Genomic DNA, 22,815 nt, shown 5'->3' on the forward strand with positions numbered 1-22,815 from the left:
GTTCATTTTTTTCTAAGTATGCTTATTTCCAAAGCTGCTCCAAATTAGCTGCGGCAATCTTTTTTTGTGCATATGCTATTAAATTTAGGAGAAATCTTTTAACTTCTGTCGTCTTATTTACTTCAGCCGTTATAAGTATTTTTCTATCCATCCTGACAATATATAAGTGATTAACGTGACGTTTGTTCATTAAGCCAATGCATTATATACACTTAAACCTTTTAAGCCCTGAGCAATGTAATGCCAATTATTGTGTATCTTGTTATATCGAAAGTTAAGGGTGATCGCTCTTTGCTACTAAATGGCAGGATTGTTGAACTAGGTAATAAAGTTGTAAAAAGGCTGATCAATTATCTAATTGAAACCATCAGAGGGAAGGTTAAATGAAGAAAAATCTTATAATGTGGGTCATCATATTTTTATTTATTATTAGTATTATTTGGACATATCATTACGTAAGTAATAATGGTGAATTTGAGAAGTTAACTCACGTAACAGTTGGAAAAGAACTTCTTAACGAAAGAAAAGTTGTTTATTTATGTTATCGTTTTAGGTGGGAAGGCATTGGTAATCCTTCACTTGAAAAAGTAGAATTTATAAAAAAAGATGGAACAATGATTGCAAAAGTGGATAATCAAATTTTAATTAAACCATATATCAGTAAGATTGATTGTGGAACATATCATGAGGAAGATGCAATTAAAGAAGGGATAGTTAAAACATTACTTCCTGTGAAGGGTTTCAAACCAGACGAAGAATTTTCATTAGTATTAAGAGTAGAACTAAACGATTATGAATGGAATAGTGATATCAGTTCAATAAGGATTACCTATAATAAATTTGGTCAATCCGTGTTTCAAAATATTCCTTTTGATGATGGATTAATAACGGAAGAATAATTGAATTGATACTTTTGGTATTTTGTTTTTCTGATTTGTTTATCAAACCTTTTTAACTAGTTTATATGGCAGTTTTTGTGTTATTCCACAAAAAGGTCAACCAGAAATTCTGGCTAACCTTATATTACGAACGGGTGCATTTCTCCAGTAAGGAGTAGTGCTCTTTTTAATGTATCATTGGAAAACATAGTTGTTATTAGACATTAGAAATAAATTTAAAGGAAGTGTTCAAATGAATGAAGCAGAAGTTGTTATTGGTATACCAGGCCAATGGAAAAGTAGAACCGAATTAATACAGGCTGTAGCATCTAAGGGTGAAGGATATTTATTAGCGGGTTCCATTATTCATAATGGTGATAAAAACATAGGTTTTGAGGTAGAAGTTTATGAACAAGATTCAAATCTAAAAGAAGCTTTTATCTATGCGGGTGGAAATACCTTTGCAGAGACTCTTTTAGAAGAAATTGATAAGCATACCTTCATCGTATATGTTTTTGCAAATAAGAACAGCCTTGATGGCTTAAACGAACTCATAGATGTCGGAACGGCTTTGTTAAAAGCAGGGGGATTAGCTGTGAAAATTGAGACATCAGGTATAGCACATACGAAAGAAGCTTGGTTTCAACTGTTCAACGATCAAGATGTATTTCCGATATATTCTCATTTTGTTACTCTCATTGGCGATGAAGAAATTTTCTATTCGTGTGGAATGAAGTCGTTCGGATTACCTGACGTTGCAGTACCTTCTGTAATACCGGCAGATGATGCTGCAGATTTATTAAATGATTTTAATCTTTATCAATTAGTAGATCGATCAACTTTTAAAGATGGGGAAACTTTCAGTTTGGAAGAGGACTCTCCACGATATATGATTCGCTACATTGAAGATAATAGATATGAAGAAGATGACATGTTCTTTAATCCTTATGGCATGTTCAACCTGTCCCCACTAGAAAAGACCATTTAGTAAAATTACACTTTTGCCGAATGATAAGATTTTAAAAGATCTTACCAACCGATTGGGCAAGTGATAAGTACATACACGAGCATGAAAGACTTATCATAGTGTGATGTGGTTCGTCTTGTTTTCTCCTAAACATCCAGAAACGAGATCTCCGCTAACACGACCCGTAAAAAGCAACAATATTAACAAAAGCACAATTCATAATCCACCTATACAATCAGCAATTAGCTTTTGATTTTTTGGCGTTCGTAAAAATAAACTAAAATGAGATACAATAACAAATAAAGCTGAGTGGATTTTTAAAAGGGTGAAAGAGAAAACATAGCTCTATCTACTTAGAGCTGTTAGAACACTAGTTTTCTCTCCGATTCCTGGTGTTCTTTTTTTGTGTGTAAATTGCAATTTTTTCTATAATTATAATCGGAAATAATTTAATTATCTTCTCCTGGTTTATATGAATAAAATCCTTTATCTTCATTATGAGGATTGTTTGTGTCTATAAAGAGTGTTCCTGACGGGGAAACTGTTGCTAAAATGATGTCTTTTAAGTCTGCATTTTTATTATGGATTTTTTTGTTCAGCCAGTCTCGATTCAAGTTTAAATATTTGAGATTATGATCTAAAATTTGACCATCCATGACAACAGGAATTGGGATATATTCTTTTTGAACCTTTAGCTTTAAGTCATTTGGTTGTACAGGACGATATTTCTCTTTTGGTATTACACTTATTTTTCCAGAATCCTCCAGGAGTGCGATGGCAATATTTTTTGTATCACTATAACCTTTCTCACGAAGCTGTGCGAGAAGTTCATCGACGGGCAGCCTGACTTTTTTTAGTCCCTTCCTATCTATATCCCCATTTCGAATCAATACAGTAGGGCTTTCATATAGAATCCATCTCAATTTGTTATTTAAAGAAATATACATAAAGAATTTGTAGAGAAGAACAAAAATCAGCGTATAAAGAATGGCCACCCACACATTACTTTTCTGCAATGGTTGGCTGATCGAGTTACCAATAACGATGATAAATAGCAGGTCAAAAGTATGCATCTGCGAGATTGCTTTTTTTCCGGTAAATTTTAAAAACAAAAATCCAGATACAAAAATCAGTATATTATGGGTTAGAAAGTCCATCTTGTTCCTCGCAAAATAATATTTTTTTCTATTTTAATGTTTAAATTATGAGTAATGAAAAATGCCGCTTAAATCATGAGCTTTTATCTCGATATCAATTAATAAATCATCTACATCAGTCTTGACTTTGGAGTAAGGTCTACCAGCTTTAAGATAGCTATCAATAGATTGAATACGATTAAAAATTTTTTTATCTGTTATCACTTGAATATTTTTCTCAGATGATATTTTTCTAACCTCACTATTTATTCTTTTATAAAGCACTTTTTTTTGGGCTTTTTTGTCTGGTTTGATTCCTATTAGAATTAAATTATTAGCTAAAACAACTGTTGATTCATGGATATGTTTTATATGATTAACTCTTGTTTTTATTATTGAAGAAAGTCCACTATCATAGCTTTTGTCATAACCTAACTCTCTTATGCCGTTTTCTGAGTAGTTGAGATTTTGAAAGGTACCTTCTTTAGAGCTTCTGCTACTTTGCGATGTGCTACATGCTACTAAATTTATTATCAAAATATAAGCAAGTAGTTTTAATATCGTTTTCATTCTTAACTTCCTCTTAATTTGTAATGATTACTGGCTTATATAGTATGCATGAATAAATTAAAATTATCCTGGTATACATTGCTAGGCAGACATTTAAAAACATTGACTTATTATAAATGATTTTCAATATACTAAAAGAATGACTAATTAGAAATTGAGGTATAGGATGATATCTAAAGAAATACGTTTATCTTTTTTATTTTTGTTAATAGGATGTTTATTTTTTTCAAATGTAACGCATGCAGAAATCATTAATCGATTTCAAATTGAAGATAGAGGCGATGTTATATGGGAGGTTCCTAATCAAAATAAGCAAGTAGCTATTACTTTTGATGACGGACCGGATCCTCTGTATACTCCTCAGATTTTAGATGTTTTAAAAGAGAATGGTGTTCATGCTACCTTCTTCTTAACAGGAAAACGTATGAAACAATATCCCGAAATTGTAGAAAGAGAACTAACCGAAGGGCATGAGATAGCAAATCACACATATAATCATCCAAGTTTTCACAATATCTCCAGTGAACGAGTACTAAATGAGGTAACTAAAACTGAAACACTGATAGACCCTCACATGCATAAGAACTACATTAAACTATTCCGACCACCAGGTGGAACCGTTACGATCAATACAATAAATGTTCTTAAAAAAGAAGGCTACAAAATCATCTTGTGGTCGTGGCATCAAGATTCCCGCGATTGGACAAATCCAGGAGTTGGTTATATTGTAAATCACGTGTTAAATCATATTAAGTGTGGAGATATAATCTTGTTACATGATTCTGGTGGAAATCGCCAACAAACAGTCGAAGCACTTAAGACCATCCTTCCAAAGTTAAAAGAGAATGGATATGAAATAGTCAAAGTAGATGAAATACTAAAATCCCATCCTAAATACGATCAATTCCTAGATGAAATTAAAATACATCCAATGTTTAATATTAATAAAAATTGATTTTAATAAGATATGGTTGAATTTTAGCTTCCATCCATAATTTAAGTAAGAAATGAAAAAACAACATTGACATATATGTTAATGTTGTTTTTTGTGACTATCATAATACAGAATATGGTAAAGTTTAAGGATGAGCATTTGACTCACGGTTATCTCTATAACTTAATCATTTAATTAGGTATATACAAGTCATCAAGTTAAAAAAATGACGTAATACTGTAGGAGGTTATTTAATGAAACTAGTGTATCCATTGTGAAGAAACCTTTGTTAAAACAAATAGAAAGCCAAACTCCTTACTTAAGGGATTTAGTATTTAAATATGCATTTTCACTAAACGAATTTAAAACAAGTTCAACAAAAACTGCTACTGATGGTGTCATCCATTTTTTCTTCTTTACTAGCAAATGAGAATAGATTGGATCTAACGTTTCAGAATGACCTAATATTTTTAGCTTTCCATTTTCTACTTCTTCTTTTACTGTAATATATGGTAAAACTGAAAATCCAATTCCGCTCATGACAGTCTGTTTAATGGCTTCTATACTCCACAACTCCATCGTTTGAAAGTGATGAATACCATGTTTTATGAGATGCTTTTCAAACATTGTCCTATAACTACAGCCCTCTTCATTTGTTATGAAAAATTGATTGGTGGTATCAATTTTATTCTCATCAAAATGATCGGGACCATCATTACTACTTACTAAGACGATCTTCTCCTCAGATAAAACATAATGAGTGCATTTTTCAAGCTTTAATTCTGGGTAAACCATTAAAGCAACATCTACTCGTCCACTAATTAAATCAACTTGGTTTTGACCACAAGTACCGTTAGTTAATATCAATTTCACATCAGGATATTTTAAAGAATATTCTCTTATTATTGGACTTAATCTTGAAATAGTTAACGATTCTGGTGCAGCCACTCTTAATACTCCCTTAACTTCTTGGGAGCTTCGCATATTCTTAATCTGATCATGGGTAGAAAGCAAATCTTCCGCTAAAGGAATTAATTCTCTTCCCAAATGAGTGAGCTTTAATTTTCTTTTTACATAACTAAAAAGCTCCCCACCGATTTCATGTTCAAGCGCCTGTATGTGTGAAGTAATAGTCGATTGAGTATAACCTAACTTCAAAGCAGCTCTTGTATAACTTCCTGCTTCTACAATGGTTTGAAACGTTATAAGATGTCTAATTTCCATAAAAATTCTCCTTAATTCGCCTGATGTATCGAAAAAAATGATAATGATTTTTTAAATTTCAATTTTATTTATAGTTATGATTATCTTACAATAAGGATATCGAATAGTAAAATAGTAAATGCAGGTGATTTATGTGAGTATAGTAGCGTTTCTTTCGTATGTTATTGTTACCTCCATTACACCAGGTCCTAGTAACATCTTGATGATGAATGAAGCTCGGAGATTTGGTTTTGTGGGTTCTTGGCAATTTAGTAGTGGTATCTTGGCTGGGTTTGCAATGCTTGGCATTATGAGTGGAGTATTTACAACAGGTTTGTATAATTTTATTCCTATTGTTGAGCCATATTTTAAAATAGCTGGAGCAGTATATCTTCTCTATTTAGCTTGGCAAGTTGCTTTGCACAAGGGTTCAGATGTAAAATCTAGTAAAATGCGATCTTCTTTTTTATCTGGATTTATTTTTCAAATCATAAATGTCAAAAGCATTTTGTTCTTTATTACAGTAATGAGTGCATTTATTTTACCGTATAATCAAGGTATTAACTCGATCATTCTTTATTTAGCTTTGGCAATTTTTTTGGGATGGTTGGCATTACTTTTGTGGTCAGGTTTTGGCTCAGTCTTTAAGATATTTTTTGCTAATCATGACAAGTCATTTAGAGCAATTATGAGTTTATTACTGGTTTATTCTGCAATATCTATATTCATTTAAAGAAAGAGGGAATATATAACCGGTTATGGTGGCTGTTTATTCTGACTTAGGTTTATTATAGAACGCTGAAGAAAAAAGAGTAGGATATATGAACACTTCAGAAAGCTGGTGGGTGGTGAAAACCAGTATGGAATGAGCCACTAGAACTAAAACAAACGCTAGTTTGTCAGAAAGTCTTACCGTTAAAAGAGACTAGGTATCGAAACAGTTTTATGTTTCCGTACGAATAAGTGGGTATACTTTGTAAATGAATAAAGGTGGCAAACCAGGGGAGACTCGTCCTTATTTTAGGACGAGTCTCCCTTTTTGTATTTAACTTAATTATGGTGGCTTCCTTTGACGAAAACAGAAATAGGTTGGGGATGAAAAATCTTTATAACGACAACTTTTAAAAAGGATACCATGGAGAAGCAAATTTTCATGAACTAATATATTCACTACTTCCACTGGAAATAGGTATTATTTTGATATGGACGATGTTTATAAAGTCCCCTGTATTAGATGCAAACAACAATGTAACGCAAAGTGGCTCATCACTGGAAGAGACTTGGTGTGTTATTCCACAGCTTAGATACAACTATACTTTGCTCCACAATCGGCTGCGTTTTTGTAATTTGAAATGTTCCTTTTCTTTGTGAATTGGTCAGATTGTTGCTTAAGTGTTTAAAAATACTTCATCAAGAATAATCAATCATTTGTTATAATTAGAAAAAAATAACATTGGGAGAGTTGTCATGGACAGCGAAAATCTAAAAATATTTAGTAAGGATGGAAAAAGATTAGGAGTTGCTTCACGTGTTGAAGTTCATAAGAATGGTTATTGGCATGAGGCATTCCATTGCTGGTTTATAAGTAAAATGAATGATATAAATTACATAGATCTTCAATTAAGAAGCAAAACCAAAAAAGAAAACCCGTACCTTTTGGATATTACAGCTGCTGGTCATCTATTATCACACGAAACAATAAGTGATGGAATAAGAGAAATTAAAGAAGAAATAGGGGTTGATGTTACTTTTGACGAGTTGTTGCCTCTAGGTGTTATAAACTATTGTACAGTCAAAGAAGAATATATAGATAATGAGTTTGCACATGTGTTTTTATACAAGAGTAATTACACGTTGGACGACTATATCCTTCAACAAGAAGAGGTGTCAGGTATAGTCAGAATAAAGTTCGATGACTTTCATGATCTATGGCTGGGAGACAAAAAAGAAATTAGAATTAGTGGCTTTGAAATTGATGAAGGATCGAAAAACATAATCAATCAAACAGCTAGTAAAGACAAATTTGTTAAACATCCAGCACCCTATTATGAGAGTGTAATAAAGTCCATACAATCAATACTAAATAATGAAAATACAACATTGCAGGAGTAAAAAATTAGAATGCTTGGTATGCTAATTTTATTATTATATTTTTTAATATTAATTCTTTGGATTATGAATTCACAATATTTGTTTTCATTCTTGGGTATAACGTTTTGGATATTAAGTATACTTTTAGGTTTTGTTATTTATAAAAAGTTAAGTAATTTTGATAACCTTAAGAATTTTGTAAGGTTATCAAATTACATAATGTTATTATTAGGCGCATTAACAGCCGCAACATTCTATATAACAAGTTCTATGCCATAATATATTCTTTTTCAGAGAGTGAACAATGACTCCACAAATGGGTGCATATCTTCCGGAATACGACTGCAAAATAGCTTCCTTTCACATGTAAATAACAAAAAACTTGATAAGCTTTAATTTAGTAGCACTGTTATTCGAAATGATATTAACAGTGCTTTTTTATGGAAAATTATGAGGTATAACACTATAAACTAATTTATGGAAAAAATAGATCGAATTTAGTATTAAATAATTGGGTTTAACTGTAAAATATAGGGTGGTTTATGCTTCTATTATTCATAAGGAAATACCATCAAGGAGAAAAGTTATGAAACAATTAGTAAGAATAATCAGCTTTTTAGTTACATTGATTCTAGGATTGACGGGGCTCGCGGCTCCTTTAGTTAGTGCTAAATCAAGTGAAAAAACGGAGAAAATCGAAAAGCTGGTTGAACAACAAAGACATATTAGTAAAATCCCTGGTATATCACTAGTTATCGTGGAAAAGGGTGAAACAGTTTATCAAAGGAATTTCGGCTACAAAAACGTTAAAGAGAAAACACCTGTTACGTCCAGTACATTATTTGAGATTGGATCAACTACTAAGGCATTTACCGGTTTGGCCATTCTTCGTTTGGAGAAGGAAGGAAAGTTAAAACGTTCTGATAGTGTTCAAAAGTATATTCCATGGTTGAAGCTTAAATATCAGGGAGAACTTCAAACCATTACGCTGAATCAGTTACTCTATCATTCAAGCGGAATCGCCTCGAACTCTATAGCGCAAATTCCTGAAAGTACTGATTCAAACGCACTAGAGTTGAACGTAAAGACATTATTGAATCAAGAATTGAATCGAAAGCCAGGAAGCACTTTTGAATATGCAACAATTAATTACGATGTTCTAGGACTCGTTATTGAAAATGTAACGAAACAACCCTATGATCTTTACATACAAAATCAGGTACTAAAACCTATTGGGATGAAAGATTCTTTCGTTGGTCACCACCAACTTCAGTCATCTATGGTCGCACAAGGCTACAAGATAGGATTTTTGAAAGAGCAGAAATACACACCACCTATTTATCGTGGGAACATACCTGCTGGATATATCATCAGCAACACTACTGACATTGCGAAATGGATGAATTTACAGTTAGGATATAATTCGATTAACGAGTTTAATCAGCAACTGATTAAAGAATCGCACCATCCTGATCGATCGGTGGCTGCTTTTGATAAGAATTCTTACTATGCTAGCGGATGGGAAGTAGTAAAAAAGGAAGCAAAACAATATATTCAGCATGAGGGGCAGAACCCAACATATTCATCGTTTATCATTATGCAGCCAGATAAAGAATTAGGTGTAGCAATCCTTTCTAACATGAATTCAAGTTTTACGACATCGATAGGAAAAAGCGTTATGGATATATGGGAAGGTAAAAGTGTTTCAACCAACCAAACTGACAGTTATCAAAAGCTGGACAAAATAGCGACCGTTCTCCTTAGTTTAATCACTGTTCTTGATGTTATTTTTATCCTATTATTACTACGAACAATAAGACAGTTGGTTAGAAAACAACGAGAGAGAAGAGCATTAAAAGGTAAGAGGATCTTGATGTTAACCATACATACGTTGATAGTCTCTGCAATTTTGATTTTAGTAATTTTAATTCCAAAAATCTTATTAGGATTTACGTGGACATTCATACAGATATGGGGACCAGTTTCTATAACAGTATTATTTTATGGTTTTATAGCCACAAGCATTATTTTCTATGTATATGGGGTATTGCTTATTCTCACCAAAAAACATACCGCATTAATTTGGGAAAGCTCTGGTAAATATAATCTCAATTCTAATGGTTAGTACTTCAATGTAGCCTACATTACCCTCTTCCTCATTAATTATTGAACAAACGTAGCAGGATGGTTGAAGAAGGTCCCTTTTTTAATTTTAAAATAGCAGTGGCTGAGAGAGGAGAAAGTGGATGCTTTCAAAGGGGAAAACCACAGCAGGAAAATTGCTTGCTTACTTAGGTTTATGGATTTTTGCTGTTGGATTTGCATTTAGTGAGATTATTATTGATATTGATGATATGCCAAATTTATTAGAGTCTGCATCAATCCCTATGATAGTAATAGGATTATTAATGGTAATTACATCAAATTTCTTTAATAAGAAAAGTTCAAAATATACAAATTGAGGGTATGACGAATTCAAGTCTTCCGTTATTGGGGGCTATTTTTTAGGAAGATTTTTATGAGTGCTAAGTATGATTGTGAAGTTTTTAAAGTACTTTTTCAAAGTGCTTTTTCTTTTGAAGTTGGGTATTGAGCTTCAACAATATGATGATAGATGGCAAAATGAATTTATGGCAATAAAACAAGTAATTCTGCATTCTTTAAATGACATAGTATTAGGGATTGAACACATAGGAAGTACAGCGGTTAAGGGATTAGCAGCAAAACCGATATTAGACATGGAATTAACCTGTAATAAAGGAGAACACTATGTTAACAAAACAACAACTTCAAGATATAAAAAAATTACAAATAGAGTGTGAGGTTCATGACGATATTCAACTTAAACTGAACTGGAGTATGCTAGAGAATCGTGAATCTGATCAACTAGACCTACTTTACTATGAAAATAATAAACTCATAGCGTTTTTAGGCTTGTATCCTTTTGGTTCTACAGTGGAAGTTTGTGGCATGGTGAAACCAACTGAACGACGTAAGGGGCATTTTCAACGTTTGTTTCAAGAAGGAATGGTAGTAGCAAAGCAATGCCAATACAAAAAAATCTTGTTAAATACTCCAGCTGCATCAAGTGGAGCAAAAGAGTTTTTGTTTAAGATAGGAGCTAATTATTCATTTTCAGAGCAGCAAATGGTTTGGAAAAAAAGTTTAGTCGAACCAGTAGAAGGTATAACACTTCGACAAGCAAAAGTAGATGATTTAGACATGTCTATTCGTATATCTATTGAGGCATTCGGAATGACACGAGAAGATGCTACTTCTATGGAACGTTCGTTTCATAAAGAAAGACCAACGGATATGTTAATGATTGATGTGAACGAAGAAACAGTAGGGGAAATTCGTGTTTCACGAAAGGAAGGGGAAGCGTGGATTTATGGCTTTTCCATCTTGCCAGAGCATCAAGGTAAAGGCATTGGTAGGAAAGTGTTGCGTCAAGTTATTAAAGAGCAAAGTTCAGCTGGATTTTCGGTACATCTTGAGGTTGAAACCAAAAATGACCAAGCGCTTGGATTGTATAAAGCAGTAGGATTTAAAGTAGTACATTCACAGGATTATTACACATATCTACTTTAAATACATAGTTAAAATAGGTAAGCGTACCGTGACTTTTTCCCTGAAAAATTGCGAATAACATATCCTCATGTACTTTTACTAACAAACAACCTTCGCCCGAGAGAAGGTTGTTTTTATTATGCTAAAAAATCAATAATAGATAAAATTGATAAGGTTAAAGAATAATTTACTTTATTTACTAAATCAAGACTTTCGTAGCAGGTATTAAGAATCATTATTAACATAATATAAAAAATATTCTGAAAATTAATTGAAATTCTATTTAAAGTAACTATAATCAAATATAGAATAGATGAGAGGAATGATCTTCATGAAAAGTAAAATTATGGCGAGTGCTCTTGCCCTAACACTTGGAGCATCTGTCGTATTAAGTGGTAGCCCGCTTTCTGCTAAGGCGGAAGTTGGTAAAGAAAATAAATACATCGTTATTTTCAAGGACCAAGCAAAGTTGCCAACAGATTTCGGTATTGAAATTTCAAAAGCTGGTGGTCAAATTGAAGCAAAACTGGACAAGTTAGGTGCGGTTGAGGTCGTTTCTACTAATCCAAACTTCCTATCTCAAATTAAAAAATCGAGCACCGTTCTAGATGCAGGAATCCAAAACATTGTGCAGCCTGATACAGCTGCAATCGAAGCTGAGGCACTCGTAACCAATGCAGGTCCTTCTGCTGATTTGTACAATAGTTTACAATGGGACATTAAGCAAGTAACAAATAACGGAGCGTCTTGGAACCTCACTGGAGGCACTGGAAAGTCAGTCGACGGAAATGACATCGTAGTGGGAGTTATTGATACAGGTATCGATTATACACATCCTGATTTAAAAGATAACTACGCTTACGGCAAATCATTTGTACCAGGATATCCTGATGCGATGGACCAGAACTCTCACGGTACACACGTTGCAGGATCAATTGCAGCTAAAGGTCGTACGATGGGTGTAGGTCCAGATTTGAAGGTAGCAGCTTACCGCGTATTCGGTCCTACAGGCGGAGCGGAAACGTCTCATATCGCGGAAGCATTAATGACAGCAGCAGACGACAATGTGGATGTTGTAAACATGTCTCTTGGCGGCTATGATTGGTTCCAAAATCCTGATTATGCAACAAAAGATACGGTAGCGGATGTTCGTTTGTTTAACCGGGCCATTCAATATGCAATCAACAAAGGTGTAACAGTAGTAGGATCTGCTGGAAACAATGCACTAGATATTAGCTCTCCAGGAAAATTATCAGGAGATGATAATGGTGCAACTCACCGTAGTCCTAGCAGCCAATCAATGATAAGAGTTTCTGCTGGTGGACAACTGAAGAATCTAGCATTCTACTCTAACTATGGAGTAGGGAAGATTGATGTAATAGCGCCAGGTGGTGACCTTGGTCCAAACTATGACCCAACAACTGGGACGGGTCGAGACAATACGTATCTCTGCTTAGCTACTGTTCCTGGTGGATATGGTTATAAAGCGGGTACATCAATGGCAGCTCCAAAAACTGCAGCTCTTGCAGGAGTTATTATTGCACAACACGGTAAAGATAACCTTTCGCCATCACAAGTCAAACACATTATCCAATCTTCTTCTGACGATATTTTTAAACGTGGTTATGATGGTGAAGCAGGATTTGGTTTGATTAATGCGGTTAATGCGTTGAAATAAAAAATAGATTTATGAAAAATGGAGCTATCCCGATAGTTCCGTTTTTCTTTTTGTTGAGGAAAAAATAACGAGTCTGTGAATTGAGGTAAAGATGAAAACGTTCAGTTTGTTGTTACTTGATTTAGATGACACTTTGTTAAAAAATGCTTCATGGTTTGATGATGGATTCACTCATTTCATAGCGAATCATCCACTTACAAAACATTTAAATGGGTCGGCGCTCTTAGAATTATTTAAACAACCACCAAGATATTTAATAGAAAAGTTGATCTCTAATGAGTACAGTCCGTCAGCATTTAAGCGAGCAAGATGGGAATATGTACTGAAGCATGTTAACTTATCAATGGATATGGAAGCATTAGATAGTTTGGACAATCTTTTTTACAGAACGAGCATGGATTTTATAACTGTTGACGATGCAATAACGAGTTTAGTAATTGATTTGAGTAGAAATTTTGAGCTAGGTATTGTAACAAATGGTCTATATGATCCAAAACAAAAGTTGAACAATATGGGATTAGGAAAAATATTTAGTGACAACAACGTTTTTCACGCAGAGCAATTAGGTTATAGAAAGCCAAACCCTCGAATCTATTACAAAGCGCTGGAATATTTTGATAGAGAACCGAGTGAGACTTTATTTATTGGGGATTCATGGACACATGACGTAATCGCTCCGATGGAAGTCGGTATGGAAGCCATATGGGTAAATGGTAATAATGTATTGCCTCCAACCGCACATAAGCCATTTGCGATCGTATCGGACTTCACGGAAATTCGAAATGTTTTGTTAGGTAAATCAGTTTAAACGGAGATAAGGGCAACAATTAAATATTTATTGAATTATTAAGCAAAGAATTTGAGATCTTAGGTCCTATGAAAAAAGATTAAAGATTTACAGAAAAAAATATTTACATTTCGTCGATTATACAGATTCTGAATCGTCGTATGAGTGTATTCAAAAAATTTGAGTAATCGAGGAGAGATGACGATGATATTTTTATGTATGGGTTATTATAACCCAGAAAAAATGGATGCTCGCCCAAAAGTGGAGATTGAAGCCATTATGAGTGAATGTCAGCCGCACATTGAGAATTTTTATAATAGCGGTGAGGTTTTGCTTGATGCAGGTCTTGAGACAGAAAGCAAAAGCTTACACCGTGCTGACGGTAGGGTAATGGTAACAGATGGGCCATTTACAGAAACAAAAGAACTGATAGGAAGCATTTTTATGTTTGAAGCAGAAAACATGGATGAGGCGATCAAACTTGCTTCTTTACATCCAACTACACAAGTTAACAGAGGCGAAGAGTTTGGTTGGCGCATAGAAGTTCGTCCTGTGCATTACTTGAAGAACGAATTCAAATGAGGTTGTATTCTACATGAAGTTAAGCTATTTTAGATGAGGAAGGAATTTTGGTAGTTGAGATAGGAAGCGTGCAACAAATATTAATAAAGTTTATTTTAGCTAACTAAGGTATAGTATATAGGTTGAAAAGAATTTCGTTAGATAACAAAAGTAGGTGAACATAGTGGGAAAATATCAATTAGATAACAAAAGCAAGGTAGCTGTATCAAAGTTTCACGAAAAACAGACGCCTGCCCGATTTGATAAAAAGGAGCATCTTGAAAAACTACGCGCGGAGTTTTTGAAAAAGAAGCAAAAACAAACAGATAAATAATGGATAAAAACATAGGAAGATGAAATGCTTCCTATGTTTTTTTTTTCGACTGAAAACCCATGTTTGATATACAGTGTGAAAAATAAAATAAGATGCAAACAGCCAAGTAATATACGACTGTTTACAGATTCATTTTATACTGAAGCGGTGTACAACCTACCACAGCCACAAAATTCCGATGAAACTGACTAGGATTGTTAAACCCCACTTCATAAGTGATGTCCCAAAGAGAGCGATTGGTGTTGGTAAGTAGTTCTTTAGCTCTCTCGATCCTTGTGCGTATCACATATTGGTGAGGAGAAAAATTGGTATAGCTTTTGAAACTCCTTATAAAGTGATACTTACTTTGCTTCACGATCGCTGCAAGTGTATCTACAGAAATGGATTCATGATAGTTCGTATGTATATACTCCAGTACATGTAAGATTGAATGATGAGAAATAGTGGGTAAATGATGTTTATATTCAGCCGAATGACTTCCTCTAAATATCGATGTAAAAAACTGAAAAGCCTCGTTTTCAATGTCCTTCACTACGGAATCTTCATGGCTATGAAAGAGGTAACGGTCGAACCAGTGTTTCACCTGCTTTTTTATTGCTACTGAAGAGATTGTCTGTTGCTCAGAAAATGAGATCTCTTCGTTTAAATTTTCGTTATGCCATGCGTTTAAAGACTCACGTTCTAATCCAATCAAGAACATCGAAGAAGGACGATCGAACTGATGAGCATGACGAGACAAAGGATTCGTTATCAGTGCTTCGCCTTCATGTAAAGTTAACGTTTGTTGATTAAGGTCTGTAATCATCTGTCCTGTAAGCGGCACGGAGATCTGGTACACATCATCATGAGAATGGGGCTTATCTCCCCAATGTGTGCCCTCTATGTATAGAATCTTGATATGATCGAGCTTAAGATGAAACCCCAACGACTCCACTTCCTTCCTTTCTCTATACTATCAAAAGTTGCGGTAAGAAAGAGCACAAAATGCAATGAATGTGGTTCTACTTCTATTCATAATAAAGGATAGAGGAGGGATTTTTATGAGTTTTAAATCAAGGTGTTACTTAGTATATGGATTTGCGCCAAGAGGAACAAGAGCGATCGAAGCCAATACATCCTTAAACAATTGGATTAGTAATAAGAAGTTAGGTAAGATCATCTACCACGAACATTTTGCAACCAAGCCATTAGGTGGCTTCGCGGTATTTGAGGTGAATGAACAGCGTGAACTGGACGCACTTCGTAGTGAACCGTTATCTGAAGATTCACATCTGAAGGGATGGACGGTACGTTATCATCCTCTCACACACAGTACGAATACAGATAAGTTTATCTATCAAACTCAATACACTTTATTATCCTACCGGGATGTGAAGATGGATTATCAGTTAGAGAGCGAAGAATAGGTTGAACAAACAGAGCATGTTACAACTTGCTCTGTTTGTTCGTTATGTACTTCACAATAGTATTATTCAGTTTATTAGTTCTATTAACAATGATGATTTATAATAAAAGTACATATACCTAAGGGGGATATTCCATGATTACTAAAGACGCTGCCGCATTAAAAGTAGAGCGGTTTGATCATAATGACGTCTCAGGATTAATTGAGCTCTCTTCATCAGTTGGATGGGACTACGATGAAGGAGAAATCAATACGATCCTGTTATCAGGCAATATCTATGGCCATAAAAACCCTAAAGGAAAAATCGTTTCAAGTGCAGCCATCATACCCTATGATACGAACCTAGCATCAATAGGAATGGTGATCGTACATCCAGAATATAGAGGTCTCGGGTTAGGTAAACAAGTTACTAAAACTTGTATGGATCGTGTTTCAAAAAACACATCTATTATGCTGATTTCAACAAAAGAAGGAAAACCCTTGTATGAGAAGTTAGGCTTTAGAACGGTAGATGTAGTACATAAGTTTTTATGTGAGAATTTTAAACATAACCCATTTGATCGTACTGCTGAATTTGCGTTAGAACATTTTCAAACTGATGATTTTCAAAAGGTGAGGGAACTAGACGCAGCTTCTTTTGGTGATCAAAGAAGTACATTTCTGCGCAACCGGATTAAACAATCAAAACAATGTATGGTTATAAAAAATCAGTATAACGATATTGTGGGTTTTGGCCTGTCAATACAAGGTTTAATGAATCTCATAATAGGGCCGATTGTTGCACCCGATCATAAAATAGCCGCTACTTTAGTAAAGGCGTTAGCTTTTAATCACAAAGGGAATCTTAGAATTGATGTACCGTCAAGTCATCCTAATTTTATGACACTCTTAAATCAATGTGGGTTTGAAAAAGTGAATGAGCCTCCTATCATGTTGAAGAATTCAGCCAAAATGCCTAGTAGAAATCAAGAATTGTATGGGATTGCTGCTCAAGTTTTTGGATGAACCAGTATATCCTTGATAATTCGTATAAAAATTCGCAATGCTATTTATTTAATAATAGAAAAAAAGATAAAAAGCATAAAAATGTGTAAAACGAAAAAGACGATAAATGCTATGATTTTCGCTTAAAGAGTTCAGGGTATTCTATAACAAAACCATTCTTATCGACGATAATGGGAGACTCAAAGCTACGACTACTATAGTGAAACGTCCGAGTCTCCTCGTCATGGATTAGGGTATACACTTGTTTGACCTTTTTGAAAGATAGATCATTTGCGGATACATATACCATCTGTAATACTTCAGGTTTACCTGATCTCCATGTCAAACGATTAATGGGCAAGGAATTTGTAAAAGGGGTACAAGAGATATCAATATCAATCGCACCTCTTAAACTATGAATCTCCACACCATTGTTATCAAACCAACATCCACCTTCTTTGGAAGAAAGGGATAAAGTTTTATCGAGAGTGTGGTTCTTGATGTATAGATCCTTAACCACCCAATTTGGATCAAACTTGACACGGTAAGTAACTTTTTGTGGAACACCTTCCTCTATAAAAAGAACCGTGCTTTCTGCTCGGAGAGTATGATCGACATACGTTAATTCGAGATATTCGGTTCCTGAAGTTTCTTGCTTTTCCCAGAACATAACTTGTTTAGACATATGGATTGCCTCCGTTAGTGGCTAGAATAAGAGTTTTTACGTAGTAGGTGTATACGTGTTACTCCCTGGAAGACTTTTAATGGTATTCCAAGCGTGAATCGCATCTTCTCGCGTTTTTCCTTTATTGCATGGATCAGCGAAAAAATCACGTGTGAACCGGTTGTATTCAAATTGAGATCCGATTTCTTTTTTATATGTAGGGTCTTTTCTTCGTACTTCTTCATCATGCCAAGCCTTCTCTACATCACGATATGTCCTGCCAACATTCGCTTTAAAAAAGTTTTGAATATACGTAGAAAAATGGAAGTTTGGGATGATGGTTTTAAAAAAACTTCTAACTTCTTGACTGCACCGATGATTAGCAGTTATAACGGTATCCAAGCTGAGTTCTATACACGACTCGTTTTTAACTTTTGTTTTCCTTGTTGGTTGTAAGATTTCTCCTGTTTCCAGGTACGTCTCTACTCTATTACTGATCTCAACCTTTGGTCCTGCAGTACTTAATCCTTCAGTCCTACAGAACGTCTGAAGTTCTTCTTTCAACCAATAATATTCTTTAAAACTCTTAATACTAATCTGTTTTGTTAGGTCCGGTCTCAAACGGTTAGCCTCCTTTTATCATAATTATAGAACGTTCGTTCTTTAATTTCCAGAAGTTAGCAAGAAATGTTAAGTTTTTAAAACCACATCTCGCTAAGATAAAAATACATAAAAAAGGTGGGATCAAATATGGAATATCAAGAAGTGGTAAAGAAATCATTCGTATTAATTGGATATGGTGCAGCAGGAAAATGGGAAGGGGATTGGGTCTATCCAATCCCTAGTTTGTGGGACCGGGCTGCTTCGTTTATTGGTGAAGAGGGGGTAGACAAAATCGTAGGCGTTTGTCTACCGCCAAGAAGTGATCATTATTTCTATATTTGTGGTATCGAGTTGGATTCAGTCGACTTTAATAAGATAGAAGAAGATATGGTTCTCCATACGTTTCCGGAACAGAAGTATGTGGTGTTTACGCATAGAGGAAATACCGACCAAATACCTGCTACCTATGGTAAGATATGGAGAGAATTTGATAGGAAAGGGTATAGAATAAAAGCGGGCATGCCTGAGATCGAAAGTGTTAGAACAGATTTATTTGGTAAAGAAGAGAGTAATGAATATGAGATGGAAATCTGGATACCTGTTGAATAAAGTGACATCGACCAAAGGGACAAGGAGGAATTTTCACTCTTCTTGTCCTATTTATATATAGGTAACTTACGATTACAACGAATGAAATTGTGGAGGATACAAATGAAAGCAGTCATACAAACAGAATTTGGTGATCCATGTGTACTTAAATATGAAGATGTTGAAGTACCGAAGATTGGTAAACATGAAGTCTTAATAAAGGTTGCTTACACGAGCGTCAATTATGCAGATATAAAAAAACGAATAGGAAACAAAGGGAAAGGTGCATTTCCTTTAACGCTTGGATTAGATGCTGCAGGTACGATTGAAGAGGCTCCTAAGAATTCCATCTTTTCAAAAGGAGACCGTGTGATCGCTTTTCCAAAAGGTGGTTCCTATGCGGAATTTGTAGTAGCTAACGAACAACTCGTTTATAAGATTCCAGATACTTTACCTTTGGATAAGGCAGCAACTATGCCAACTGTGTCTATTCTAAGCTATATCCTTCTTCATGAGATTGGACAAGTTAAGAAAACGGATACGATTGTTATCCATAGTGCTGCTGGTGGTGTGGGCTCGATGCTTCTCCAGTTAGCAAAATTAGCAGGAGTTCAGAAAATTATTGGTACCGTCGGGAATCTAAATAAAGAGAACTATGTAAAAAGACTGGGTGCTGATGTGGTCTGTACGTACGAAACATTTGCAGAGGAAGTTTTATCACAAACAGCAAATCTAGGCGCTAATGTTATCTTTGATTCAGTAGCTGGAGAAGTAACGAGTAGGAGTTTAGATTGTTTAGCTCTATATGGCACGCTCGTTCAATTTGGAAATAGCAGTGGGAAAACGGGGAGTTTCAAAACAAGTGACGTTCATAGTAGCTGCAGGAATGTAAAAGGCTTTAGTTTAGGTACAACAAGAAAACATGATCCGGCGCGATTAGCACCTATCGCTGAAATCGTGTTAGACTTGTTTGATTCTAACAAGATCACTCTTCCTGTAGTAAATGTTTTCGATTTAAGTGATGTAGTCCAAGCTCATAGATTAATAGAAAGCCGTAATTACGAAGGGAAAGTTTTGATTAAGATTTGATTAGATTGGCTTACCTCTGCAAAACGAGTAAGTAACCACCCCAGCTTGGACCAGGGTGGTTACTTCTTTTTATTTAGAGATTAGCTTCTTATTCAGCAAGCTTCATCTCTTGTCTCTGTTTTAATTCGCCAGGTCGAATCCATGTCACATTTCCATCGAGTTCAATATCACTCTTCAAGTTGTCTTGAATCGATTTTATATGTTCGACCATTGTCATCACTGTCATTTCAAGTTCCATCAGATGGTTTTGTTGTTCCATCGTCATCTCTGACGATCCTTCTGTTTTTATGCTTAATTGTTCAGTAAGGTTCAATACGTGCTGCATACTTTCGATCAGACGTTGGTTTTCAACTTCCACTTCGGTTGAATTTTGTTTAAGCTCTTCTGACTGTCGAGAGAGGGTGTTGATACTGGAGATCACCCCATCGAAAATATCAATCATATGCAGACTTTTCGTTTGTCCATCTTCTATGACAGAAACATTGTTTTCATGCGATTGTTCTTGCACCTTAATACTACCGTTTACAGCTCTAATGATGGTGTTAATCGTTTCTGCACTCTCTTTAACTTGTACAGATAGTTTCCGAATTTCATCTGCAACCACTCCGAAGCCCGCGCCATGAACCCCCGCTCGTGCTGCTTCAATGGAAGCATTTAGTGCAAGGAGGTTTGTTTGAGTGGAGATGTACTCAATCGCGCTTAGAGCCTCTGTGACTTTTTTCATCTTTTGAAGCAGTTCTTGGTTATAGTCTCCAAATTCTTTCGTGATGGTGATGATCTTGGAGAAAACGACGCTAAAATCATCTACCTTTTGTTTACCTTCGTTGGAAAGCTCAGTTACATCTTTGGTTGTGACATTGGTAACCTCAATGATTGCATCAAGATTTTGAATCATCCCATTGATCCTTCCGAGTTGGTCGCCAAAATATGTGATAAGTTCATGTTGTTTTTGTATATCTCCTACCATTTCTATTAACTGGCTGCTTACCATCTCTGAAGATCCATTTACTTGACCATTTATCGCATTCAAATGTTCACTGTGCGCTTCCAAGTGACGAAGTTCTTCTAGTGATTCAATAATTGTTGAAGAAGGAGTAGTGTCTTCTTTTTGTCTCTCCGCATAAAGAACAGTGCTCTTATTGTTCTTAATGACTAAAAACCCTACAGCAACTGAAACCACAACAAGGGTTCCTATAAAAGAAAGAATAAAAGAATTTACGTAATAATGATAGAAAGCAAGAAGTACAGATACTCCTAAAGCTGAAATGATTAACATCAGATTCTTCTTATTATTCATCATCTCTTTCATATTGCCATGCTCCTTTTTTGCAGGATGCGTTGCAGTTTAAAAGCAAACGGTAGCCCAATCGCATACACCATCATAATCTTTATGAGATTAAACGGTACAATAATGAGTAAGACCGCAGATTCAAAGTCTTTTACAAGTTGATTTGAACTTTTGAAGGCACTCAGATATTGATCCATATTTAGTCCTAAAAGTTTCATGATGGTAGGCAGAATGAAGTAGTAGTTAAGTGCAAACATGGCAATTAAAAATACACTGATTGAAACAACAAAGCTGATCCAGTTTAATTTCTTTTGGTATTGATAGAAAATGCCGATTAGTCCAACGATAAGTGCACCAGAAAAGAAGTTGGCTATCTGGTTGATGGGTAGGCCAACATAGCTTCCGTGTGACAAATATTCAAGACCATTTTTGAAGAATTGAATAAGAACACCCGCAACAGGTCCTATCATAATTGCTCCGACTAGTGCAGGGATATCACTGACATCAAGCGTGAGGAAGACCGGAAAAAAGGGAAGTGGTACCTTGAACAGATATAAGACTAGGCTAAACGCAGTTAAGATAGCGATCGAAGTCATTTTTTGAACTCGTGACATCATGTATTTCTCCTTTACATTCAAAATGAAAGGGTAGCCTATGGCTACCCTAGGAACTAACCCTTTACCGTGACTTTTATGTATGGTGCTAATAGATTAGTAGCATGCTCGATCACCCGTGGGCTTGAAGTTTTGACGCCTTTAAACTTACGACCTTCTTCAACTTCGTGTACACCGAACCCCTCCATATCATAAGCAACCATCATGGATTTAAACGTAGGACTATCAATGATCAGAAACCATTCACGCATCAACTCGCTGTTAGGTGGCAGTTCGATGTAATTGATTCCATCTGTCGAATCCATCACAGCATCATTTTCACCAAAGATATGAACGTTTGAATACTCCGTCATAGCTTGGAATCGGTCGAGTACGTTCTTCGCACGAGAAAACTTTTGAAAACCTGCATAGACATTACCTTTAAGCTTCTTTGTTAACACGATATTTTCCATCATGAGACACATGTACTCTAGTTGAGGAACCTTCGTCTCATATTTTAAAGATTGTGCATTTAGCTGACTCAATGGCGAATTATCCAACTTTTGAACATTTCCTTCTACCTGACCAAAACATTCGTTGAACAGTGATAATTTTTTTAATTCCATAGCAATTGCCCCCTGTTTTTCATTATCTTGATATAGTATAAAAGTACTAGTAGTAAGGTAAAAATATACAGCCCTGTATGTTGAGGCTGTTTTAAAGTGTATTTACGCTAATCATACGATGTCTACATGTTTTTATTCGTTACCTTAGTAAAGTACCAAAGTTTATATACCACTGTTAAAACAATTTGAAACATCTTTTTCCAAAATTAAATAAAAAAGTTAATTGGATAAATTTCAAATTGATAAAATAATATGGCGGAATCTTC

At 35.0% G+C, this 22,815-nt stretch carries 26 protein-coding genes; 17 read left to right on the forward strand and 9 right to left on the reverse strand.

Annotated features, from left to right (window positions below; translation table 11 throughout):
• Positions 1-383: 383 nt before the first annotated feature.
• Together ACFS5O_RS12995 and ACFS5O_RS13000 are read left to right on the forward strand one after the other, a co-directional pair.
• Positions 384-899 carry a hypothetical protein gene (locus ACFS5O_RS12995; protein WP_205726505.1) on the forward strand — a complete coding sequence of 172 codons (516 nt, stop codon included), beginning with the start codon at positions 384-386 and terminating at the stop codon, positions 897-899.
• Positions 900-1,131: 232 nt separating this feature from the next.
• Positions 1,132-1,866, forward strand: a complete 735-nt coding sequence (locus ACFS5O_RS13000) for a DUF4261 domain-containing protein (RefSeq protein WP_205726504.1) — start codon at positions 1,132-1,134, stop codon at positions 1,864-1,866.
• Between the two features lie 428 nt (positions 1,867-2,294).
• Here the strand turns inward: ACFS5O_RS13000 and ACFS5O_RS13005 are convergent, their stop codons facing one another.
• Positions 2,295-3,002 carry a DUF421 domain-containing protein gene (locus tag ACFS5O_RS13005; RefSeq protein WP_205726503.1) on the reverse strand — a complete coding sequence of 236 codons (708 nt, stop codon included), beginning with the start codon at positions 3,000-3,002 and terminating at the stop codon, positions 2,295-2,297.
• A 45-nt stretch (positions 3,003-3,047) separates the two neighbouring features.
• Positions 3,048-3,551 (reverse strand): YhcN/YlaJ family sporulation lipoprotein, encoded by a 504-nt coding sequence (locus tag ACFS5O_RS13010; protein WP_205726502.1) that lies wholly within the window; start codon positions 3,549-3,551, stop codon positions 3,048-3,050.
• A 166-nt stretch (positions 3,552-3,717) separates the two neighbouring features.
• Here ACFS5O_RS13010 and ACFS5O_RS13015 point away from each other — a divergent pair, with 166 nt between their 5' ends.
• Complete coding sequence (locus tag ACFS5O_RS13015; protein ID WP_205726501.1) at positions 3,718-4,506, forward strand: polysaccharide deacetylase family protein; 789 nt, start codon at positions 3,718-3,720, stop codon at positions 4,504-4,506.
• A gap of 294 nt (positions 4,507-4,800) precedes the next feature.
• Here the strand turns inward: ACFS5O_RS13015 and ACFS5O_RS13020 are convergent, their stop codons facing one another.
• The gene (locus ACFS5O_RS13020) at positions 4,801-5,709 is read right to left on the reverse strand and encodes a LysR family transcriptional regulator (RefSeq protein ID WP_205726500.1); all 909 of its coding nucleotides are present in this window, start codon (positions 5,707-5,709) and stop codon (positions 4,801-4,803) included.
• Between the two features lie 133 nt (positions 5,710-5,842).
• Between ACFS5O_RS13020 and ACFS5O_RS13025 the strand changes: the two genes are divergently transcribed.
• The 10 genes from ACFS5O_RS13025 (at position 5,843) to ACFS5O_RS13070 (ending at position 14,709) form a co-directional block, all read left to right on the forward strand.
• On the forward strand, positions 5,843-6,421 hold the full coding sequence (locus ACFS5O_RS13025; RefSeq protein ID WP_205726499.1) for a LysE family translocator: 579 nt from the start codon (positions 5,843-5,845) through the stop codon (positions 6,419-6,421).
• 734 nt (positions 6,422-7,155) lie between these two features.
• On the forward strand, positions 7,156-7,800 hold the full coding sequence (locus ACFS5O_RS13030; RefSeq protein ID WP_205726498.1) for an NUDIX hydrolase: 645 nt from the start codon (positions 7,156-7,158) through the stop codon (positions 7,798-7,800).
• A 565-nt stretch (positions 7,801-8,365) separates the two neighbouring features.
• Positions 8,366-9,904, forward strand: a complete 1,539-nt coding sequence (locus tag ACFS5O_RS13035; RefSeq protein WP_205726497.1) for a serine hydrolase — start codon at positions 8,366-8,368, stop codon at positions 9,902-9,904.
• A gap of 121 nt (positions 9,905-10,025) precedes the next feature.
• Positions 10,026-10,241, forward strand: coding sequence for a hypothetical protein (locus ACFS5O_RS13040; RefSeq protein WP_205726496.1), 216 nt, complete (start codon positions 10,026-10,028; stop codon positions 10,239-10,241).
• A 69-nt stretch (positions 10,242-10,310) separates the two neighbouring features.
• The gene (locus tag ACFS5O_RS13045; protein WP_205726495.1) at positions 10,311-10,601 is read left to right on the forward strand and encodes a GrpB family protein; all 291 of its coding nucleotides are present in this window, start codon (positions 10,311-10,313) and stop codon (positions 10,599-10,601) included.
• Positions 10,549-11,370, forward strand: coding sequence for a GNAT family N-acetyltransferase (locus ACFS5O_RS13050; RefSeq protein ID WP_205726494.1), 822 nt, complete (start codon positions 10,549-10,551; stop codon positions 11,368-11,370). Before ACFS5O_RS13045 ends, ACFS5O_RS13050 begins: the two co-directional genes overlap by 53 nt.
• Before the next feature lie 310 nt (positions 11,371-11,680).
• The gene (locus tag ACFS5O_RS13055; protein ID WP_205726493.1) at positions 11,681-13,027 is read left to right on the forward strand and encodes a S8 family serine peptidase; all 1,347 of its coding nucleotides are present in this window, start codon (positions 11,681-11,683) and stop codon (positions 13,025-13,027) included.
• Positions 13,028-13,118: 91 nt separating this feature from the next.
• Positions 13,119-13,835, forward strand: coding sequence for an HAD family hydrolase (locus ACFS5O_RS13060; protein WP_205726492.1), 717 nt, complete (start codon positions 13,119-13,121; stop codon positions 13,833-13,835).
• A gap of 183 nt (positions 13,836-14,018) precedes the next feature.
• On the forward strand, positions 14,019-14,396 hold the full coding sequence (locus ACFS5O_RS13065; protein ID WP_205726491.1) for a YciI family protein: 378 nt from the start codon (positions 14,019-14,021) through the stop codon (positions 14,394-14,396).
• 163 nt (positions 14,397-14,559) lie between these two features.
• Positions 14,560-14,709 carry a hypothetical protein gene (locus ACFS5O_RS13070; RefSeq protein ID WP_205726490.1) on the forward strand — a complete coding sequence of 50 codons (150 nt, stop codon included), beginning with the start codon at positions 14,560-14,562 and terminating at the stop codon, positions 14,707-14,709.
• 121 nt (positions 14,710-14,830) lie between these two features.
• Here ACFS5O_RS13070 and ACFS5O_RS13075 read toward each other — a convergent pair whose 3' ends face one another.
• Complete coding sequence (locus ACFS5O_RS13075) at positions 14,831-15,634, reverse strand: helix-turn-helix domain-containing protein (protein WP_205726489.1); 804 nt, start codon at positions 15,632-15,634, stop codon at positions 14,831-14,833.
• Between the two features lie 115 nt (positions 15,635-15,749).
• On the opposite strand from ACFS5O_RS13075, the gene ACFS5O_RS13080 reads away from it, so the two are divergent.
• Together ACFS5O_RS13080 and ACFS5O_RS13085 are read left to right on the forward strand one after the other, a co-directional pair.
• Positions 15,750-16,115, forward strand: coding sequence for a hypothetical protein (locus ACFS5O_RS13080; RefSeq protein ID WP_205726488.1), 366 nt, complete (start codon positions 15,750-15,752; stop codon positions 16,113-16,115).
• A gap of 134 nt (positions 16,116-16,249) precedes the next feature.
• The gene (locus ACFS5O_RS13085) at positions 16,250-17,119 is read left to right on the forward strand and encodes a GNAT family N-acetyltransferase (RefSeq protein ID WP_205726487.1); all 870 of its coding nucleotides are present in this window, start codon (positions 16,250-16,252) and stop codon (positions 17,117-17,119) included.
• A gap of 109 nt (positions 17,120-17,228) precedes the next feature.
• Here ACFS5O_RS13085 and ACFS5O_RS13090 read toward each other — a convergent pair whose 3' ends face one another.
• Both ACFS5O_RS13090 and ACFS5O_RS13095 read right to left on the reverse strand, forming a co-directional pair.
• On the reverse strand, positions 17,229-17,783 hold the full coding sequence (locus ACFS5O_RS13090) for a putative glycolipid-binding domain-containing protein (RefSeq protein WP_205726486.1): 555 nt from the start codon (positions 17,781-17,783) through the stop codon (positions 17,229-17,231).
• Positions 17,784-17,819: 36 nt separating this feature from the next.
• Positions 17,820-18,383, reverse strand: coding sequence for a DUF6434 domain-containing protein (locus ACFS5O_RS13095; protein WP_205726485.1), 564 nt, complete (start codon positions 18,381-18,383; stop codon positions 17,820-17,822).
• Positions 18,384-18,512: 129 nt separating this feature from the next.
• Here ACFS5O_RS13095 and ACFS5O_RS13100 point away from each other — a divergent pair, with 129 nt between their 5' ends.
• Both ACFS5O_RS13100 and ACFS5O_RS13105 read left to right on the forward strand, forming a co-directional pair.
• Positions 18,513-18,974 carry a GyrI-like domain-containing protein gene (locus tag ACFS5O_RS13100; RefSeq protein WP_205726484.1) on the forward strand — a complete coding sequence of 154 codons (462 nt, stop codon included), beginning with the start codon at positions 18,513-18,515 and terminating at the stop codon, positions 18,972-18,974.
• Positions 18,975-19,076: 102 nt separating this feature from the next.
• Positions 19,077-20,042 (forward strand): quinone oxidoreductase family protein, encoded by a 966-nt coding sequence (locus ACFS5O_RS13105; protein ID WP_205726483.1) that lies wholly within the window; start codon positions 19,077-19,079, stop codon positions 20,040-20,042.
• A gap of 88 nt (positions 20,043-20,130) precedes the next feature.
• Here ACFS5O_RS13105 and ACFS5O_RS13110 read toward each other — a convergent pair whose 3' ends face one another.
• From ACFS5O_RS13110 to ACFS5O_RS13120, 3 genes are read right to left on the reverse strand one after another with little or no spacing between them, the layout of a single operon-like run.
• Positions 20,131-21,351: a methyl-accepting chemotaxis protein gene (locus tag ACFS5O_RS13110; protein ID WP_205726482.1), complete on the reverse strand. Its 1,221-nt coding sequence runs from the start codon at positions 21,349-21,351 to the stop codon at positions 20,131-20,133.
• On the reverse strand, positions 21,348-21,947 hold the full coding sequence (locus ACFS5O_RS13115; RefSeq protein ID WP_379839231.1) for an ECF transporter S component: 600 nt from the start codon (positions 21,945-21,947) through the stop codon (positions 21,348-21,350). The genes ACFS5O_RS13110 and ACFS5O_RS13115 overlap by 4 nt, the downstream gene beginning before the upstream one ends.
• A 53-nt stretch (positions 21,948-22,000) precedes the next feature.
• Positions 22,001-22,549 (reverse strand): DICT sensory domain-containing protein, encoded by a 549-nt coding sequence (locus ACFS5O_RS13120; RefSeq protein ID WP_153237057.1) that lies wholly within the window; start codon positions 22,547-22,549, stop codon positions 22,001-22,003.
• Between the last annotated feature and the right edge of the window lie 266 nt (positions 22,550-22,815).

This window comes from Fictibacillus nanhaiensis (assembly GCF_042686385.1).
Lineage (GTDB): Bacteria > Bacillota > Bacilli > Bacillales > Fictibacillaceae > Fictibacillus > Fictibacillus nanhaiensis.